At 65.4% G+C, this 19,430-nt stretch carries 13 protein-coding genes and 1 pseudogene; 7 read left to right on the top strand and 7 right to left on the bottom strand.

The features are described from left to right. Positions 1 to 165: 165 nt before the first annotated feature. The 4 genes from ACP7A5_RS01110 to ACP7A5_RS01095 all read right to left on the bottom strand — a co-directional run bounded on the left by ACP7A5_RS01110 (position 166) and on the right by ACP7A5_RS01095 (position 7,419). Positions 166 to 3,735: a M1 family aminopeptidase gene (locus ACP7A5_RS01110; RefSeq protein ID WP_426040186.1), complete on the bottom strand. Its 3,570-nt coding sequence runs from the start codon at positions 3,733 to 3,735 to the stop codon at positions 166 to 168. A 4-nt stretch (positions 3,736 to 3,739) separates the two neighbouring features. Continuing rightward, positions 3,740 to 4,621, bottom strand: coding sequence for an ABC transporter ATP-binding protein (locus ACP7A5_RS01105; protein ID WP_426037456.1), 882 nt, complete (start codon positions 4,619 to 4,621; stop codon positions 3,740 to 3,742). 210 nt (positions 4,622 to 4,831) lie between these two features. Continuing rightward, a complete protein-coding gene (locus tag ACP7A5_RS01100; protein WP_426040185.1) occupies positions 4,832 to 5,215 on the bottom strand; it encodes an AprI/Inh family metalloprotease inhibitor in 384 nt (127 codons plus the stop codon). A 56-nt stretch (positions 5,216 to 5,271) separates the two neighbouring features. Beyond that, positions 5,272 to 7,419: a malate synthase G gene (locus tag ACP7A5_RS01095; protein ID WP_426040184.1), complete on the bottom strand. Its 2,148-nt coding sequence runs from the start codon at positions 7,417 to 7,419 to the stop codon at positions 5,272 to 5,274. 306 nt (positions 7,420 to 7,725) lie between these two features. Between ACP7A5_RS01095 and ACP7A5_RS01090 the strand changes: the two genes are divergently transcribed. From ACP7A5_RS01090 to ACP7A5_RS01080, 3 genes are all read left to right on the top strand, one after another. Beyond that, positions 7,726 to 9,291, top strand: a complete 1,566-nt coding sequence (locus ACP7A5_RS01090) for a carboxylesterase/lipase family protein (protein ID WP_426040183.1) — start codon at positions 7,726 to 7,728, stop codon at positions 9,289 to 9,291. After that, positions 9,291 to 9,968, top strand: coding sequence for a DUF1345 domain-containing protein (locus tag ACP7A5_RS01085; RefSeq protein ID WP_426040182.1), 678 nt, complete (start codon positions 9,291 to 9,293; stop codon positions 9,966 to 9,968). The genes ACP7A5_RS01090 and ACP7A5_RS01085 overlap by 1 nt, the downstream gene beginning before the upstream one ends. A gap of 332 nt (positions 9,969 to 10,300) precedes the next feature. Further along, positions 10,301 to 11,839, top strand: coding sequence for a DEAD/DEAH box helicase (locus ACP7A5_RS01080; RefSeq protein ID WP_426037446.1), 1,539 nt, complete (start codon positions 10,301 to 10,303; stop codon positions 11,837 to 11,839). Between the two features lie 179 nt (positions 11,840 to 12,018). On the opposite strand, the gene ACP7A5_RS01075 is transcribed toward ACP7A5_RS01080, so the two are convergent. Beyond that, positions 12,019 to 12,771 carry a competence/damage-inducible protein A gene (locus tag ACP7A5_RS01075; RefSeq protein WP_426040181.1) on the bottom strand — a complete coding sequence of 251 codons (753 nt, stop codon included), beginning with the start codon at positions 12,769 to 12,771 and terminating at the stop codon, positions 12,019 to 12,021. 134 nt (positions 12,772 to 12,905) lie between these two features. Between ACP7A5_RS01075 and map the strand changes: the two genes are divergently transcribed. Then, positions 12,906 to 13,724 (top strand): type I methionyl aminopeptidase, encoded by an 819-nt coding sequence (gene map, locus ACP7A5_RS01070; protein ID WP_426040180.1) that lies wholly within the window; start codon positions 12,906 to 12,908, stop codon positions 13,722 to 13,724. Positions 13,725 to 13,823: 99 nt separating this feature from the next. Then, positions 13,824 to 14,249: pseudogene (locus tag ACP7A5_RS01065) on the top strand (JAB domain-containing protein); the annotation flags it as partial. Positions 14,250 to 14,303: 54 nt separating this feature from the next. Here the strand turns inward: ACP7A5_RS01065 and ACP7A5_RS01060 are convergent. After that, entirely contained in the window at positions 14,304 to 15,794 is a 1,491-nt protein-coding gene (locus ACP7A5_RS01060) for a DUF305 domain-containing protein (RefSeq protein WP_425988401.1), read from the bottom strand. A gap of 573 nt (positions 15,795 to 16,367) precedes the next feature. Here ACP7A5_RS01060 and ACP7A5_RS01055 point away from each other — a divergent pair. Continuing rightward, positions 16,368 to 16,754 (top strand): response regulator, encoded by a 387-nt coding sequence (locus tag ACP7A5_RS01055; protein ID WP_425988404.1) that lies wholly within the window; start codon positions 16,368 to 16,370, stop codon positions 16,752 to 16,754. A 112-nt stretch (positions 16,755 to 16,866) separates the two neighbouring features. After that, on the top strand, positions 16,867 to 17,082 hold the full coding sequence (locus tag ACP7A5_RS01050) for a hypothetical protein (protein WP_425988407.1): 216 nt from the start codon (positions 16,867 to 16,869) through the stop codon (positions 17,080 to 17,082). Positions 17,083 to 17,236: 154 nt separating this feature from the next. Here the strand turns inward: ACP7A5_RS01050 and ACP7A5_RS01045 are convergent, their stop codons facing one another. Continuing rightward, positions 17,237 to 19,228, bottom strand: a complete 1,992-nt coding sequence (locus tag ACP7A5_RS01045) for a TonB-dependent receptor plug domain-containing protein (protein WP_426040179.1) — start codon at positions 19,226 to 19,228, stop codon at positions 17,237 to 17,239. Positions 19,229 to 19,430 lie beyond the last annotated feature (202 nt).

Here is a 19,430-nt window from a genome sequence, read left to right as displayed (position 1 = left end):
TGAAGTCTCCTCCCCGTTCGCCACTTGGCGAATGGGGAGGTGGATGCGAGCGCTTTGCGAGCAGACGGAGGGGTTATTCGTGCGCGCGGAAAGAACCCCTCCGCCTCTGCGCTGCGCTCCGAGCCACCTCCCCATCGCTGCGCGACAGGGAGGAGACCGCGGTCGCTAATCCACCTTCCGCACGTTGTCGTCGGAGTTCCGGTCGATCCACTTGTTGTACGGATCTGCCCCCGCGAAGGTCGGCTTCGTCGCCGTCGTGAACCGGAACGTCTGCACCCCGCTCCTCAGCGGCCGCCGCTCGAACAGCAGCACGTTGCTGGCGTCGAACTCGCCCTTGCCCGGTTCGGCCGAGAACAGGCCGATATCGAAGGTCTCGTTCAGCGGCGATTCCGTCTCCACGCCCTTGCCGTCGGCGTAAAGTTTGCGCGCCTCGACCGTGACCGTCACATCCCAGCGTCCATCACGGCGTTGGGTCGCTGTCGCCGCCGTGGTCTTCACGTCGTACAGGGTGATCTTCTCGAACAGGTCGGTGATCAGGGCCTGTTTGTCGGCCGGCGCATTGGCCCGGAACAGGTTGATCAAATCCGTCGAGCGCGGATAGGGCGCGGACTTGAAGGCATGCGCCGCCAGGAACTGGGACAGCGCCCGGTTCACATTCGCCTCGCCGATCTGATCAGCCAGCAGGTACATGACCACCGCGCCCTTGCGGTAGTGGATGTACTGCTGGTTCTCCATCCGGTTCAGCGGCAGTTCCTCGATCAGCTCGGTCCCGCGCGAACGCAGGTAGCGGTCCAGCTCGAACTTCAGGAACCGGCGGATCTTGTCGGGTCCATACATCTCCCGCATCACCATCAGGGCCGAATACTGGGCCAGGGTCTCGGACATCAGGGTCGCACCCTGCATGTTCGCCCCGACCACCTGGTGCGCCCACCACTGGTGCGCGAACTCGTGCGCCCCGATGTAGGTGACGTAGTCGATCTTGGTGTCGTCCCGCAGGTCGGCGATGAAGCCCAGGTTCTCGGACCAGGCGAAGGTGTTCGGCATCGACTGGGCGAACGACCCGTAGGGGAATTCGCTGATACGCGCCTGACGGAACTGGTAGGGCGAGAAATTGGCCTGGAAATAGTCCAGCGCGTTTTCCAGCGCCGTCATCATCCGGGGCACGTTCCGGCCGTGCTGCGCGTCATGGAAGACGACCATCTCCACGCCGTTGTGCATCTGGCGCGCGATCTCGTAGCGGGCCGACTGGACCGACAGGAAATAGAGCACCGGGCTCTCGGTCACGAACCGCATCGTCCGGCGGCCGTTGGCGGTCGTGTCGCTGCGGACCTGGCCGGGAGCCAGCGGCGTCTGGTCCGCGTCGGTGGTGACGGTGACATCGGCCGTGACCCAGTCGGCGCCGATATAGTTGCGGCCCGTCGCCGTCAGGTCCTCGAGCTTTGCGGGCCGCAGCTCTGGCGGAAGGCCGTTCTTGCGGCGCTTGGTCCGGTCCTGCAGCACCCCGGAGCGGTCCATGCCGATCCGCGGCGCGAACTCGCCGTTGGAGACGAAGGTGCCGTTGTCGACGATCCGGGTGGTGTTGCCGCTGTTCTTGAAGCCGCGCTGTTCCAGCACGGTGTCGAACGACACCGTCCGTCGCTCGCCCGGCGCCATCGGCGTGTCGAAACGGTAGATGCGATAGTCGAACTCGGGCCACTCGCGCACCATTCGCGCGCCCTGGACCGTCAGCGCCTTCATCTCCAGTTCGTCGTTCCAGCGCATATGCATTTCCGACAGCGGCGCCCCGGTGCGGTTCTCGACCACATAGGTTCCGGTCGTCTCCAGACGCGGCGTGCGCGGATGCAGGTCGAGGTTCAGTTTCACGTCCACCAGCGTGGGCTGGGACGTGGTCTCGAAGCGCAGCAGGGTCTTCTCGTACTCGGCCTGCAGCTTCTCCTGCTGGCCTTGGCTACGATACTCGTTCCAGACGTTGGTGTTGACGTAGATGAAGACGCCCAGGCCGATGAAGGCGACGAGGGCCAGGCCTCCAACGACGCCCGCAGGCCCCATCAGCCGGTGCGGAAGACGCTTCAGCCGCGGCATGAACCGGGTCTCGGTTCCCCGACGCCACAGGGCGTATCCGAGGGTCAGCAGGATGATGGCGGCCATCGTCCAGTAGGCGTCCATCCAGGCGGCAAAGCCGGCGTAGTCGCCCCGGCCGTTCATGTCGGACAGTGGCTGACCGACGCCCGAACCGTAACGGTACAGCACATGGTCGAAGCCCATGTTGGACGCCACGATGGTGGAGATCATGTAGACCACCATGATCGCCCAGCCGACGAACTTGTTGGGCGACAGCGACTGCACGAAGATGGCGAGCACCGCCAGCAGGGCGAAGTTGATCGTCTGCGGCACGACGTACCACATCAGGTATTTGTCGAACTCGTAGTCAGTGTAGCCCTTGAAGGTCTGAACAGCGACGCCGGCCACGACGCCCGCGATCGAGATCGAGGCCAGCACCAGGATCAGCGCCAGGGTCTTGGGCAGTAGGAAGGTCCAGTTAGGCGTCGACGAGGCGTCGATGATCTCGTGCACCTTGCGCTCGCGATCACGCCAGACCAGCTCGCCGGAATAGTAGATGGCCACGATCATCGCGATCAGACCGAATGGCAGGCCGTCGATGACTACGCGCGTCACCAGCAGGACGGGCGCGCCGTAGATCTCGCCGAGGAACAACAGGGTCGTGACCGCGAAGGCGAAGCCCAGCAGGATCAGGACGAAATAGGCCGGGCTTTTGAACACCAGACTCATTTCGAACGCCGTGCGCGAGGCCAGCCGCGTCCAGCCGGCGGCGAAGCCCTCGGTCGGCGTGGGCAGCGGGCGGTTCGGCGTCAAGGCGGGCGCGGCGGTCTCGGCCATCTTGCGCAGCTTGTCGGTCTTGCCCTCCTTGGCCCCGCGAATGGCCGGGCGATACAGGGCGTAGGCGACCGCGAGGATGCCCGCGCTGATACCCAGCCACAACAGTCGGTTCCACAGGAAGATTCCCTCCAGCGGGATGTTCAGCGTGTTCCGCTCGGCGGACGTCCAGTATTTGGTCGCCAGGCCGAAGGCTGCGGCGCCGAAGGGCTCGCCCCATGCCATCGCCGTCTCAAGCTCGGGCTTGTTTCCCAGAACCCCCGACGCCGCCAGGTAGAGGATGAAGACCGCCACCACGCCGACATAAGTCGCCATCATCGACCGGGTCACGGTCGCCAGGGCGAAAAACAGGGCCGAGGTCAGGAACACGCCCGGAAGGCCCAGCACGAGGTAGTTGTAGAGGTAGTCCCATGGCCGGAAGGCGCCGATCGTCTCCTTGTCGACCCAGGGTGCGATCGTGCCCGCTATGACGCCCAGCGAGATGACCGCGAAGCACAAGGCCGTCGCCAGGAAGGCGCCCGTGAACCGCCCATAGAGGTAGTCGAACTTCGTGATCCGGGTGGACTGGACCATGGGCCCGAAGCCCGTCTGGATGTCCCGCACCACGACATTGGCGACGATCGCCGTGGTCGCCAGCATGAAGAACATCGACATGATCGCGTTGATGCTGGCCAGGGCGTAGGGCGCGTTCTTGTGGACGTTGCCGCCTGCGCCGATGGAGATGTTGTCAGAGGCGGCGACAAGGCCGAAGCCCATCAGGCCGAAGATGATGGCGATGACCCAGAAGGCCGGCTGGCGCAGCTGGTAGCGGAATTCGAAGGCGGCGATTTTCCCGAACATGGTCTTACGCCGCGACCTTGCGCGAGGCTGACAGGGTCGAGAAATAGACATCCTCCAGACCGCCCGGCACGGGCTCGAAGCCTTCGCCCGGACGACGGTCGGCCAGGACGTGGATCACGGTCTTGCCGGCGAACAGGCGCGTCGAGATGACCTCGTGTCTGGCGCGGTTTTCCTCCAGCGCCTCCTTGTCGATGGTCTTCTTCCAGACCCGGCCGTTCAGCTGTTCCATCAGGTGGGCGGGCGCGCCTTCCAGCTGGATCTTGCCGCCCGCCAGCACCGCCATGCGCGGGCACAGGTCGGCCACGTCCTCGACGATGTGGGTCGACAGGATGATGACCACATTGTCCGCAATCTCGGCCAGCAGGTTCAGGAACCGGTTGCGCTCTTCGGGGTCCAGACCCGCCGTCGGCTCGTCGACGATGATCAGTTTCGGATTGCCGATCAGGGCCTGGGCGATGCCGAAGCGCTGGCGCATGCCGCCGGAGAAGCCGGCCAGGGCCTTCTTGCGCACCGACCACAGATTGGTCTGTTGCAGCAGGGTCTCGACCGTCTCCTTGCGGTCCTTGCCCGAGGCGATGCCCTTCAGCACCGCCATGTGATCCAGCATGTCGTAGGCCGAAACGCGCGGATAGACGCCAAAATCCTGGGGCAGGTATCCGAGGGTCCGGCGCAGCTTCTCCGGGTCCTTGATCACGTCGATGCCGTCGAAGTCGATCGAGCCGGATGTCGGGGTCTGCAGCGTCGCGATCGACCGCATCAGCGTCGACTTGCCCGCGCCGTTGGGACCCAGCAGGCCGAACATGCCGTTGGGTACGCTCAGGGACACATCATCCAGCGCCCGCGTCCCGTTGCCGTAAACGTGGACAAGATTCTTGATCGTAAGCATGAGCAGCCCCCTGACAGTCAAGCGACCTTGTCATGGCCGAAGTGGCCCGACAAGTTACGATCGTGTCAGGTTCGGCGGGAAATGCAGGCCCGACCGCCGATCGACGGATTCGCGGTGTTCTCGACCATGCCGAGGCCGCCATGTTCCGGCGATTTCGGTCAGGATGACCATGCAGATTTCTGCCGAATTCCGGCAGACTCCGCATTCGGTTCAGGACATCGGCGCCCGGCTGAGGGTGAAGCCGCCCGAGGTCGCCGCAAAGGCGTCCTCGCCGGTGCGATGGAAGGCCATCGCTACCGCTCCGTCAGCGGCCAGCATCTCGAACCCATTCGCCGTGGCGCGCCAGCTCTTCGCCCGCGTCGCTGCGGGTATGCCGCAGTTCTCGGCCAGCACCGGCCGGACGCCGTCGATCACGAGGTTGGCCAGCGACACTTGGCAGCGCGCGCCGTCGGGCCCGCGCAGGGACCAGAAGCCGGCGACCTGATCCACCGCCAGCACCCGCCCCTGCGGCTCCGACGAAGCCGGCGGCGCGGCGCAGCCGGTCATGAGGATCGCTCCGGCGACAGCGCAGATAATGGATCGGTCACGGATCATGCGTTCCTCTCTAGACGATCAGCTTCCGCCGCGATCGGGGCAGAGACAAGGCCGGATCAGCCCGCCTTCACCCTGAGCCGATACGCATGTAGCAACGGCTCGGTATAGCCGTTCGGCTGCTCCACCCCCTCGAACACCAGGGCCCGCGCCGCCTGGTACGCCAGCGACCCATCGGGTTCCGGCGCCATCGCCCGGTACAGGGGATCGCCCGCGTTCTGGGCATCCACCCTGGCCGCCATCCGCAGGAAGGCGGCATCGACCTGCGCCGCTGTGCACACCCCGTGCAGAAGCCAGTTGGCGATATGCTGCGAACTGATCCGCAGCGTCGCGCGATCCTCCATCAGCCCGACATCGTGGATGTCCGGCACCTTGGAACAGCCCACCCCCTGATTGATCCAGCGCACGACATAGCCGAGAATGCCCTGGGCGTTGTTGTCCAGCTCATCGGCGACCTCCTGCTCCGACCAGTTGGCCCCGTTCGCCAGCGGCGGGGTCAGCAGATCCTCAAGCCCCGGTGTCGGCCGCCCCGCCACGTCCTTCTGCACCGCGAACACATCGACCGCGTGATAGTGGAGCGCATGCAGGGTCGCGGCCGTCGGCGAGGGCGTCCAGGCGGTGTTCGCGCCGGTCCGCGGGTGGCCGATCTTCTGCTCCAGCATGTCCGCCATCCGGTCGGGCGCGGCCCACATCCCCTTGCCGATCTGGGCCCGCCCGGACAGGCCGCACGCCAGTCCGATGGCGACGTTGCGCGCCTCATAGGCGGCGATCCATTTCGAGCTCTTGATGTCGGCTTTTCGCACCACCGGCCCGGCCTGCATGGCCGTATGGATCTCGTCGCCGGTGCGGTCCAGGAAGCCCGTGTTGATGAAGACGATCCGGTCCTTCACCGCATGGATGCAGGCGGCCAGATTGGCCGAGGTCCGCCGCTCCTCGTCCATCACCCCGACCTTGACCGTATGCCGCGCCAGACCCAGGAGGTCCTCGACCGCATCGAACAGTTTGTTCGTGAGCGCCGCCTCGTCCGGCCCGTGCATCTTCGGCTTGACGATATAGACCGACCCCGCGCCGGAGTTGGTGAAGGCGCCGATGCCCTTCAGGTCGTACATCGCGATCAGCGACGTCACGATGGCGTCGAGAATCCCTTCCGGCGCCTCGGTCCCGTCCGGCAGGCGGATCGCCGGATTGCTCATCAGATGGCCGACATTGCGGACGAACAGCAGCGACCGGCCCTTGAGCGTCACCGCCCCGCCGCCCCCCTCTGAAGTATTGGGCGCGGTGAAGGTGCGGTCTGGTTCCAGCCGCCGCTCCAGCGTCTTTCCACCCTTCTGGAAGCTGGCCGACAGGTCGCCCCGCATCAGCCCCAGCCAGTTGCGGTAGGCGGCCGTCTTGTCCTCGGCATCTACCGCCGCGACCGAGTCCTCGAGGTCGCAGATGGTCGACAGGGCGCTCTCCAGCACCACGTCCGACAACCCCGCAGGATCGCTCGCACCGATCGCGCTGGACCGGTCGATGACCAGCTCGACGTGCAGCCCGTTGTTGACCAGCAAGATTGAGGACGGCGCCGACGGCTCGCCCAGATAGCCCACGAACTGAGCCGGATCCCTCAGCCCCGGCTTCAGCCTGCCGGCCGCCACCGACCAGCCCGTCACCTGCGAATGCGATCCCGTCTCCAGCGGAACCGCCTCGTCGAGAAAGGCCTTGGCCCGCGACACGACCCGCGCCCCGCGCGCCGCATCATACGGCCCGGCCGGCGGCAGATCGCCCAGCGCGTCGGTGCCGTAGAGGGCATCGTACAGGCTGCCCCACCGCGCATTGGCCGCGTTCAGCACAAAGCGCGCATTGAGGATCGGCACCACCAGCTGCGGGCCCGCCAGCCGCGCCAGCTCGTCGTCGACACCCTCCGTCGTCACAGAGAAGGGCGCCGGTTCGTCGACCAGATAGCGGATGTCGCGCAGGAAGCTCTCGGTCCCCGCCGGTTCGTGCGCCTCTCCGTTGCGGTCTCGATACCAGCTGTCGATCCGCGCCTGCAGGTCGTCCCGGCGCTTCAGCAGTTTGCGGTTCTCCGGGGTGAACCGCGCGAACACCTCGGCCACCCCGGTCCAGAACCCGTCCGGCCCGATCCCGAGCCCCGGCAGGACATCGTCCTCGATGAAGCTCGCCAGTTCGGCGGCCACGGACAGGCCGGCGCGGTCATGGTGGGTCATGCGGATCTCCAGCGCAGACCGGCTGGGGAGGCGGCCTGTAACAATGCGTGATCGCACTAGAGCGGACCGCCAGCGGGGCCGCAAGGGCCGATGCGGATGACACCGGTGACAAAGTCCCCTTCCGCGCCCTAACCTTCCCCCCCGTGCACCCTGGCCCCCGGGTCCGGCTTGCCGGCCCGAGGATAAACTTAGGCCGGGGTCCAGATGGAAGACACAGTCCGATGATCAGCAAGACCGACGCCCGATCCCAACCTTCGGCATCCGGGATCTGGACCCCGGCCTTCGCCGGGGCGCACGGAGTGTGAGATGGGTTTTTCGCGTCGTTCCGTTCTTGCCGCCGGCCTGATCCTGCCCACGCTCGCCTTGCCCGCCTTCGCTCAATCCGACCACCCGGTGGTCGCCACCACCAACGGGCCGGTACGCGGCCAGACGGACGCCGGCGTCGCGGTGTTCAAGGGCCTTCGTTACGGCGCCGACACCGGACCGCGCCGCTTCCAGCCGCCCGTCCGCCCGACCTCATGGACCGCCCCTGCCGAGGCCTTCGCCTATGGGCCCGCGAGCCCGCAGGGCGGGACTGAAGCCAGTCAGTCCGAGGACTGCCTCTTCCTCAATGTCTGGTCGCCTGGGCTCGACCACGAGCGGCGGCCGGTGATGGTCTATATCCACGGCGGCGCCTATTCGAACGGCTCGGGCTCAAGCCCGCTCTATGACGGGACGCGGCTGGCGAGGCGCAACGACGTGGTCGTGGTGACCCTGAACCACCGGCTCAACCTGTTCGGCTACGCCTATCTGGCCCGCATCGCGGGCGCGCCCTTCCTCGACAGCGGCAACGCCGGCCAGCTCGATCTGCACCTCGCCCTGGAATGGGTGCGAGACAATATCGGCGCTTTCGGCGGCGATCCCTCCCGCGTCATGGTCTTCGGCCAGTCCGGCGGCGGGGCCAAGATCGCGACCCTGATGGCGACGCCGGCCGCCGCCGGCCTGTTCCACCGCGCCGCGACCATGAGCGGCCAGCAGGTCACTGCCTCCGGCCCATGGAACGCGACTCGCCGCGCCGAGGCCTGGCTCGACGCCCTGGGTCTGCCGAAAGACCGCGCCGCCGAGGTCGCGACCCTGCCGGTCGAAGATCTGCTGAAGGCCTCCGAAGCGACCGATGCGGTGCTCGGTTTCGGCGGCCTCTACTGGGGGCCGGTGCTGGATAGCCGCAGCCTGACGCGTCACCCCTTTTATCCGGACGCCCCTCCGCAGTCGGCCCAGATCCCGATGATCATCGGCAACACCCACGACGAGACCCGCGCCTTCCTTGGCAACGATCCGGCCAATTTCGCCCTCACGTGGGACGACCTGCCCGGCAAGATGACAAACCGGGAGTTCCGCATCGACGTCGCTCCCGAACCCGTCATCGCCGCCTATCGCCGGATGTATCCCGACTATTCCCCGTCCGACGTCTTCTTCGCCTCCACCACGGCCGCCCGCAGCTGGCGCGGCGCGGTGATCGAGGCCGAGGCCCGCGCCGCGGCCGGAACCCCGGCCTGGGTCTACCAGTTGGACTGGACATCCCCGATCGACGGCGGCCGACGCGGCGCCATGCACACCGACGACATCCCCCTGGCGCTCGACAACGTCATGGCGACCGGCAGCCGCGCCCAGGGACCGGAAGCGCAAGGCATGGCCGACCGCCTGTCGAAGGCCTTCGTCGCCCTGGCCCGCGACGGCGACCCCAACCACCCTTGCCTGCCGAGCTGGATCCCCTACGATCTGACCCGCCGCCAGACGATGATCATGGACGAGCCGCCCCGGATGGAGGACGATCCGCGCGGCGCCGAACGCCGCCTGTTCGCGGCGATCCCCTACATCCAGCCCGGAACCTGATGGCCCAGCCGCCCGCCCCGCCCGAAGCTCGTCCGCCGTTCCGGGTGCTGCGCCTGCATGGCGTGTTGCTGGCGGGTCTGGCGACCGCGGCGGTCATCACCCTCGCCGCCCCGGTCGAATGGCGCTGGACCGTCCGGCTCGCGGCAGGCTGGGACGCGGGCGTGGCCCTGTTCCTGCTCCTGACCTTCCTGAAGCTGGCCCGGACGCAGTCGGTCGAAGCCATCCGCGCCCGGGCGGCCGAACTGGACGAGGCCGGGGTCGCAGTCCTCCCGCTCAGCCTGCTGGCCGCCGCCGCCAGCGTCGCCCTGGTCATCTCCGAGGCCGCAACGGCGTCGGCGGGCATCGACAAGGGGATCGAGGCCCTGCTGACCCTCGGCACCGTCGCCGCCTCCTGGCTCTTCGTCCACGTCCTGTTCGGCCTGCACTACGCCCATCGCTTCTATGCGCCGGACAAGAAGGGCGATCGTGGCGGCCTGCTGTTTCCGGGCGAGACCGAACCCGACTACTGGGACTTCCTGCACTTCTCACTGATTATCGGCGTCGCCTCCCAGACCGCCGACGTCCAGATCGCCGACCGGGGCCTGCGTCGGCTCTCGAGCGTCCACAGCGTCACGGCCTTCGTGTTCAACACTGTACTGGTGGCCCTCGCGGTCAACCTGGCGGTGAGTTTGATCTAGGCCGGCCGTCTCCTCCCCATCGCTGCGCGACAGGGAAGAGACGACAGCCCCCCGCCTTGACTTCGCCGCAGTGTGCGCCCATTTGCGCTGCGTCGCACAATTGCGATCCCCGGCGTCTCCAGCGCGTGTGGGTCTTGCTCCCGAGCGAAGACCTGACTGTAGCAGCCGCCGGACCCTCAAGATTCATTCGCTGCCCGGACACGCGGGGCGGCGCCCGATCCACCCCGCGAGCCCCACTCTGGTGCTCCGTCGGGACTGGCGGTGCGCGGCCTTATCGGCGTTGAGCCATGGCTGATGCGCGTCGCCGCATACGCGAAAGAAACATAGCTCCCATGAGCATTACCTTCGAATCCTTCGGCCTTAACAAGGCCCTGCTGCAAGCCCTCACGACCGAGGGCTACACTATCCCCACGCCGATCCAGGCCCAGGCCATTCCCGACGTCATGCTCGGCAAGGACCTGCTGGGCATCGCCCAGACCGGGACCGGCAAGACCGCCGCCTTCGCTCTGCCGATCCTGCATCGTCTGGCCGAGAACCGCGTCGCCCCCCTGCCGCGCACCACCCGCTGCCTGATCCTGTCGCCGACGCGTGAACTGGCCAGCCAGATCGCCGAGAGCTTCAAGACTTACGGCCGCCACCTCGGCTTCAAGGTCGCCGTCGTCTTCGGCGGCGTGAAATACGGCCCGCAGGAACGCGCCATCCAGGGCGGCCTCGACGTCCTCGTCGCCACCCCCGGCCGCCTGCTCGATCATATGCAGCAAAAGACGCTGGACCTGTCCTCGACCGAGATCTTCGTCCTCGACGAGGCCGACCAGATGCTGGACCTCGGCTTCGTCAAGCCGATCCGCCAGATCGTCAGCCGCATCCCGGCCAAGCGCCAGAACCTGTTCTTCTCCGCCACCATGCCGACTGAAATCGGCAAACTGGCGGGCGAACTGCTCAAGGATCCGGTCAAGGTCCAGGTGACCCCCCAGGCCACCACGGTCGAGCGCATCAACCAGTCCGTGGTCCACGTCGAACAGGGCCGCAAGCGCGCCCTGCTCACCGAGATGTTCGCCGACGACAACTACACGCGCTGCCTGGTCTTCACCAAGACCAAGCACGGCGCCGACAAGGTCGCGGCCTATCTGGAAGCCGGCGGCGTCCAGGCCGGAGCCATCCACGGCAACAAGTCCCAGCCCCAGCGTGAACGCACCCTGGCCGCCTTCAAGGCCGGCAAGCTGCGCGTCCTGGTCGCCACCGACATCGCCGCCCGCGGCATCGACGTCGACGGCGTCTCGCACGTCGTGAACTTCGAACTGCCCTTCGTGCCGGAAGCCTATGTCCACCGCATCGGTCGTACCGCGCGGGCGGGGGCCGACGGCTCGGCCATCAGCTTCGTCGCCGGCGACGAGATGAAGCTGCTCAAGGACATCGAGAAGGTCACCCGCCAAAAGATCCCGGCCACCGACCGCAGGAACGACAAGTCGCTGGGCCTGCTGGACCAGTCGATCATGGCCGCCGGCGTCGGCACCAAGGCCACCATGCCCGACCGCGAGGACCGTCCGCGTGGCGATCGCGGCCCGCGCAACCCGCGTCGCGACGGCGTCAAGCCGGCCCACGGCGGCCAGCCACATCGCCAGCGCAAGCCGGCTCCGGGCGGCAACCGCGAAGGCGGACGCGATGGCGGACGCGATCAGAACCGCGGCCACAACGGCGACCGTTCGATCACCAACGTCACCCCGTTCGATCCCCTGGCCGCCGACCGCGCCCGCTCGGCCGCCAACGCCAACCGTCCGGTCGCGGCGCCCAAGCCCGACGGCGAGATCAGCCGCCGCCCCCGCGGCCGTCGCCCGTCCAACGGCGGCAAGGGCTACGTCGCCAAGGCCTGATCCGAACCGTCTCCTCCCCGTTCGCCACTTGGCGAATGGGGAGGGGGACCGCCGCGCCCTTGCGCGGGGGTGGAGGGGCTCCTGAACCCCCACCGACCGCGCCCGCTTCAAGACCCCCTCCGTCACGGCGCTGAAGAAGCGCCGCGCCACCTCCCCATCCCTTCGGAACGGGGAGGAGACTATTGACGGCTCGTCGCGATCCCGGCCGCGCCAAGCGTCCCCGCCAGCGCCTGGACTGCCGCCTCGACCTTCGCCGCATCCCGTCCGCGCACCACCAGATTCGTGCCCAGCTCGCCGTCCGACCCGGCACCGAACGGATAGCTGCCGAACGACAGGTCGCGGTCCGCCTTCGCCGCCTCGGCCAGGGGCGCCGCGATAGCGCCTTCGCCGACGCCGGTGACCCTCAGCGTCCGATGATGCACCACCGCCCCGGTCCGCAACCTGGGCGCCACGTCCTCCAGCATCGCGGTCATGATCTTCGGCACCCCCGCCATGACGAAGACGTTGCCGATCTGGAACCCCGGCGCATCCGTTACGGGATTGGCGATCAGCACGCCGCCGTCCGGGATCCGCGCCATTCGCCGGCGCGCCTGGTTGAGTTCGTCGCCATAGCGTCGCTCCAGGATCGCCAGCGCGTCCGCACGCTCCACTATGCCGACGCCGAACGCCTCAGCCACGCAGTCCGCCGTGATGTCGTCATGCGTCGGGCCGATCCCGCCGGTGGTGAAGACATAGTCGTGCCCGGCGCGCAGCGCGTTCAGCGCCTCCACGATCTGCGACGGCCGATCCCCGACCGTTCGCGCCTCCAGCAGGTCGATCCCCAGCGCGCCGAGGAACCGCGCGATGGTGTTGAGGTTGGTGTCCGGGGTCCGCCCGGACAGGATTTCATCGCCGATGATCAGGACGGCGGCGGTCGGTGCTGCGTGGGTCATAGGCCACACCTACGCCGCCGCAGCCAGCCCACAAGGGTCTCGCCGTCGCAGCCGCTGAAAAGGCTTGAGGAAGCGTGCTACACTGCCCATCTAACCCCCGACGGCGCTGACCAGCGCGACCCCGAGACCCCCGAATGTACGAAACGCCCGAGCTGGCTGACGAGACCTTCACGCGGACCAGCGCCATCCGTCTGTATGAGCCCGGGGATTTCGAGGGCATGCGCGTCGCCGGCCGTCTGGTGGCCGAGGCGCTCGACATGATCACGCCGTTCGTCGTGCCCGGCGTGACGACCCAGGAGATCGACGACCGCATCCGCCAGTTCACCCTGGACAAGGGCGGCCTGCCCGCCTGCCTCGGTTACAAGGGCTATATGAAGACCGTCTGCACCTCGATCAATCATGTGGTGTGCCACGGCATTCCGGGCGACCGGGTGCTGAAGGACGGCGATATCGTCAACATCGACCACACCGTGATCGTCGATGGCTGGCACGGCGATTCCAGCCGCATGTACGCCGTGGGCAACCTGGCCCCTCGCGTGAAGAAACTGGTCGACGTCACCTATGAATCGCTGGCTCTGGGGCTGGAGCAGGTGAAGCCGGGCAATACCTTCGGCGACATCGGCTTCGTCATCCAGCGCCACGTCGAGGCCAACCGCATGAGCGTCGTGCGCGACTTCTGCGGCCACGGCATCGGCCGCCTGTTCCACGACAGCCCCAACGTCCTGCACTATGGCCGCAAGGGCGAGGGCGCGGTCCTGAAGCCGGGCATGTTCTTCACGATCGAACCGATGGTGAACCTGGGCAAGCCGCACGTGAAGGTCCTGTCCGACGGCTGGACCGCCGTGACGCGCGACAAGTCTCTGTCGGCCCAGTGCGAGCACACGGTCGGGGTCACCGAGGACGGCGTCGAAATCTTCACCGCCAGCCCCGCCGGTCTGTTCAACCCGAACTAGAAAGCCCCTTGAACCGCGCCGGCCACCGGTTAGCCTGACGGCGTGTCAGCAGGGTGCGGCGTGACGGATCAGGGCGATCAACCGACAACGACCACCGCCATGGTCGTCCCGCATCATACGGGACACCGCGAACGGCTGCGCGAGCGGGCCCGAACCGCCGGCCTGCACCATCTGCCCGACTATGAATTGCTGGAGCTGTTCCTGTTCCGCAGCCAGCCGCAGGGGGATGTGAAGCCGATCGCCAAGGCCCTGCTGTCGCGGTTCGGATCCTTCGCCGCCGTCCTCGCCGCCTCGGTCGAGGACCTGATGACCGTGCGCACCGAGGACACCCGGGGCCGCACGAAGGGCGTCGGCATGGAGACGGCCCTGGACCTCGCCGCCCTGCACGAGGTCGCGCAGCGCGTGGCCAGGGAACCGACCGTCAAACGGCCCGTCATCTCGTCCTGGACGGCACTGCTCGCCTACGTCCGCGTCGCGCTCCAGCACGAACCGCGGGAGCAATTCCGCGTCCTCTATCTCGACCGGTAGTGTGCGTTCCGCAAAACCGAGGAATGGATCGGCAATGAAGTCTGCCCGCTGCTAGTGCCCCGCGTGGGCCGGACTAGTCGCGCTTGAACCCCCGCCGACCTCAGCCTTCATATGACCGATCTCAGCCTCTTGGCTGCTGACGATTTGCTCGGCCAGCCGCCGAAGCTCAGGATCGGTGCCGCTTTCCAGATACACCCGAGCCATGTCCACACCGGATTGGTGATGAGGAACCATAAGGGCAACGAAGTCCCGATCTAGGTCGCCGGTTACCTGTAGTTCGTTCATCTCGGCGTGCATGCGATCCATGGACCGCATCATGGCCGCAGACGCCCCAGCCTCCGGCGCGGCGGTCGAGTTTTCATCGCCATGGTAGTGCTCATTGCCACGCCAGAAACCGCCAGGAGCGACACCGCCTTGGGTGACTATCTCCCGCGACTCGGGCCGCAGTAGTGCTGCGAACGGGCCTTCAAGCACGCGATAGATAACGTAGTGCTGGCCAGCGTAGGACAGCATAGTGATGGCCAATGCGATAACGAGGCCGACCGGGACGAGCCACGTTGCGCGGTGATCACGGGGCGTCACTTCGAAGGCGTGATGACGCATAGGGTCTGCAATGGCGACCAGCAGACCGGCCAAGATGGTCGCGTGGCCGATCATGTCGATACGGCCAAATGGGTAGACTGCCGAGAACATCAACGCGAACAGCGCGACTGCCGAGAGCCGTCGCACGAGCGATGTCCACAGAAGCCCGAAGCCCAAGGTAAACTCAGCCACCCCGGCCATCGTCGTATACGGCTCAAAGGGTATTCCGAAGGCTAGGAAAGGCTTCTCTTCCAGCAGCGGCATGAACCACTGCGGATACATGAACTTCTCCATGCTGGACCACATGAGGGCCAGTGCAATGCCCCAGCGCAGCACCGCGAAGCGTCGGTCATGCCACTTCCCATCCTTCAGTCCCGACAGGAACAGATACCCCGCCAGCCCCAAGCCAAGTGCGAGATAGTCATAGAGGTGGAAGAGGTCATAGTTCGCGAGCGCGACGGCCCACAGGAGGACGATCATGACCGCGGCCACTGGTCGAGTGCGTCGCCAGATCAGCAGAATGCCGATCAACAATTGCGCCCACGGTAGAAGCTCAGATTCTGTTTTGAGGTCGGGCGTCAGGTAGGAGCCGCCGACAGCAAAAAGCGCGACGAAGAACGCGGCCATCACCGCGATCATGAAGGCGTCTGCATGATCGCGCAGCAGCCGAGTTCCAGTGTCGAGAATGCGGGTGGCGGCCTGACCGGGTGCTCGGCGTTCGAGAACAGTGGCTGCTAGAAAGAAGGCCGTTACCAGCGCGACGGCAAACCAGAAGGCAGGAAGCACAAGGGTGGTCGTGATCGGAACCGGGTCTGCCGAGACCTCATAGGCTTCAAACCATTTGACGTGCGCCCATGCCGCCGTTGCGATGGCCGACAGCCCGAGTGCAAGCACCGGTATGCGTGAGGCTTGGGCGGTCATCTGCATTTTGGAAAAACACCAAATGCCCTGCTTGCGCATATATCCACGCGAGACGCGGGAAATATCAGCGGTCTGTGAGAGACGAGAACCCAGTTCCAGTCAACAAACGAACCACAAGGCGTGTCGCAACGGGCGATACGACGGTCTATGCTCGGAGTTGAAGGGGAAAGAAAGCCAATAAACGTGATCCGGCGCGAACCGACCGCCCATATGTTGGCAGTTTTAGCGACCGACAAGACAATATAATCGGTGACAAAGATTAAAGGCCAACCTGTAGCGACCACGGCACATCCGTCCTCACATCCCATAATATCGGGAGAGGCCACTGTATCCGACCGCTCGCCAGCGAACGTAGATAGAAGCGTTACCGCCAGCCCGACGATGCAATGATGTCCGCTATCGGCGCGCGAGACGAGGAGTGACCTCCACCCTCAACAGTTCGGCGCATCTGGTTTGTGGCGGTGACGCCAACGTCTGGTTTGGGGCAGATCGCCAACCGCCGGGTTCGACCCGTTGCAGACGACGTCGAAGATGACGGAAATTTAAGGGAAAAGGACGCAACCAGCCAAAGTGGCTGGGGTTAAGCCTGCGCCTGAATGAAATGAGACTTTGATGTCGGATTCCGTGTGCGTGTTCGTCGTTGACGACGAGGCTCTGATCCTCATGACCATCGAGCATGCACTTGAAGACGGCGGCTTCGACCACAAGTCGGTGATGTCGGCCGAAGAGGCGGTGACGCTGTTTAGAGAGCACGGCCAGAACTGCCGTGCGCTGATAACCGATGTGAACCTCGGCGGAGAACTGACGGGCTGGGATGTGGCTCGGAACGCCCGCGAGAAGTTCCCGACCTTGCCGGTGGTTTATGTGACCGGGGACAGCGCGCACGAGTGGGCAGCCCGTGGCGTCCCCAATAGCATTCTCGTGAGTAAGCCATTCGTCTCAGCGCAAATCATAAACGCGGTTGCAACGCTTCTGAACACCGAGCCATCGATACCGTAGTCGCCAAAGGCATGATGAAGATTGAAGAATCTCGACCCGCGACCCAAGAACGCCAACTATGACTAGAACGGTTACGCTGGACATCTAGTGCTACTGCTGTGCAGCTTGATGTATGGATCGTCTAATCGACAAATTCCGCTGCGCCGACCCCGCCTTCCGCATTGAGCCGGTCGGCGACGGGGTGATTATTATTAGACAGGATGGTCAGGCCGAATTGTTCAACGTTTTGACGCGAGACATCATCAATTCTACGGGAAACGAATTTTTGGTGTTGCCGACTAAGGACGGGCACAAGGGCTACGAGCGGGTGTTCGTCCTTCCTCTTTAGCCGAAGGATTAAAGAGAGTCCGCTAGCCACCATCCCAGACATTTGCGGGGTCCAGATTGGACCCGTTATGTCTTCGGATTATGGGTCTATTTCTCGGACCGGTAACATCCGTTCCGCAAAACTTTCCCATGTCCGCTTTTCAGAGCAAAGCGGCTCATCCCCCGAAGCGCAGCCTTAGGCCCCCGTTGACAACGAAGCCCTCCAGCGGAGCCCACGAGTCAACCGTCCACGTCCCAGCGGGGGAGCGTTGCGGCAACAAGAGCGGGTCGTAATCGGTCTGCTGAACATCAAGGATGTTCTCCAGATTGACGAAGGCCCGCACCGTGGGCGTAACGACGACTTCGACCAATGCGCCGACTTCAAGGTATGATTCGCTTTCCGTCCGATATGGGTTGCCGTCCAGCGGTTGAGGCCCGGTGTAGTAGGCTTCGAGCCCGATCCTGCCCCGCTCCTCATTTTCCCACATCGCGACAACGCTGCCGGAGTGGCGAGGCGTAAGGGGTGTCGCTCGGCGGCCAAAGCCAGACGGGTCAGGCTCGGTCGCATCGACATAAACGTAGCTGCCGGTGAGAGTGAAGCCTTCCAGTCGGTAGCGCAGCAGGGCTTCGGCACCTCGTGTGCGACTCGCGCCTGTGCTGTTCACGAGGCGCACCAGATCGGGCGCGACCTCCCTTAGCTGAACCGCGTCCTGAATGTCGGACCCGAAGAACGTCAGATTGGCTTCGAAGGGGCCAGCCGCGTAGCCGAAATCGATGGAAGTCGTTTGCGCGGTCTCGGCCTCCAGCCCTGCCAATGGCTCAAGGCGAGAAAGGCCCGACTCCTCGGTTTCTTCTACGAATGGCGTCGGGCCGTAAAACCCCTGCCCATAGGAGGCCCGGACTGTCCAAGGTCCAGGATTGTAGAGGAGCGATATGCGGGGGCTGATCTGTGTTCCGTATTCGCTGTGCGCGTCGAGACGCGCACTTCCGGCGAGGGTGAGATCGTTCGACAAGTCCCGTTCCACCTGCCCGAAGAGAGCCGGGGTTGTGAACGTGTAGTCAAACTGCGGAAAGGCTTCGGAGCGATAGTCATCCTCCTGAACAGCCAGTCCGCCGACCCAAGATGCGTCTGCCCAATCAGCGGAAATCGACGCTTCTGCGAATATGGTCCGATGCTCGTCCTCCTCCACCAGCGATCCGAACTGGTGCCGGTGATCTTGGCTGACCCCCGAGGCCCTGAACTGCGCGAAGCCCCAGTCGCCCATCGCTCGTTCAAAGACGAGGCCGCCATCAAAGCGAGTCGTGTCTTGAAGTTGCGGGAATGCCGACCCGTCCGGCGCAACACGTCCCGAAACGGTCCCGCCCTCACGTTCCTCGTGCAACGCTCCCAGAGTGAAATAGGCGGTCGATCCGCTATCACCTTCCCAGAACAGGCGAGGCCGTGCGCTGATGCGCTCGTAGCCCGCCATCTCGGCCCAACCGTCACCATCGAGGTCTTGGATGGTCTGGCGGTTGAATGTCGTAAGGAGTGAACCGCCCCACGAGTCCGACAGCGGCGTCGCGCCGTAGGCCGCGAAGTCCTGACCGTCGCGAGTGGTCGCGTTCAATGTGATCTCGGCGGTGGAGGAGTCATCCGGTCGGCGGGACACGAGGTTGATGACGCCACCCAACGCTGAACCGCCGTAAAGGGCGGACGCCGCACCCTTGATGATCTCGACCTGCCTCAGGTCGCTCGGCGGAATGGTGAGCAGTCCGAATGATGACGACTGCCCCCCGTAAAGGGGTAGCCCGTCAGCGAGGATTTGCGTGTAGCGACCGCGCATCCCCTGAACGCGGACGTTTGACGATCCGAGGCTCGGCGAGGTCACCTGAATCCGCAACCCGCCAGTTTCCGCCAGGACCATGGAGATGTTGCCGGGACGCATGAGGATTTTCTCCTCGATCTCTTCCTGCGAGACGACCTCGACCCTCACGGGCTCATCCTGGACCCGGCGACGGGATCGTGTTGCTTGAACGATCACATCGTCCAACTCGCTTTCAGCCTCTTCTTCCGGTTCAACCGATTCCGGGGCCGGAACGTCCTGCGCCGTCGCGGCGGTGCCAGACATAAGCCAGAGCAACGCGCATGCGGCTGTTGAAGCGAGCGAGCGTGGATTCAAGCCGGTCATGAGGACTCACGGTGAAACTGGCAGCGAGGCTCGCCACGGTGCAGTGAAGGCTGTCGCTTATCTGTCCGCCGCGATTAGGCTCTCTGCGACGGCCTCGCAACCAGAGGGTCAGAGCAGAACCGGGGGCTTGACCTCAATGTGTCCCTTTGCACCATTCACGCATCGGAACGCACACGGCTCGGCAGGTCCGACTATGGCCCTG

The organism is Brevundimonas sp. TWP2-3-4b1, from assembly GCF_049897665.1.
In the GTDB taxonomy this organism is placed as follows: Bacteria; Pseudomonadota; Alphaproteobacteria; order Caulobacterales; family Caulobacteraceae; genus Brevundimonas; species Brevundimonas subvibrioides_B.
This window is presented reverse-complemented; position numbering and strand designations above follow the sequence as displayed.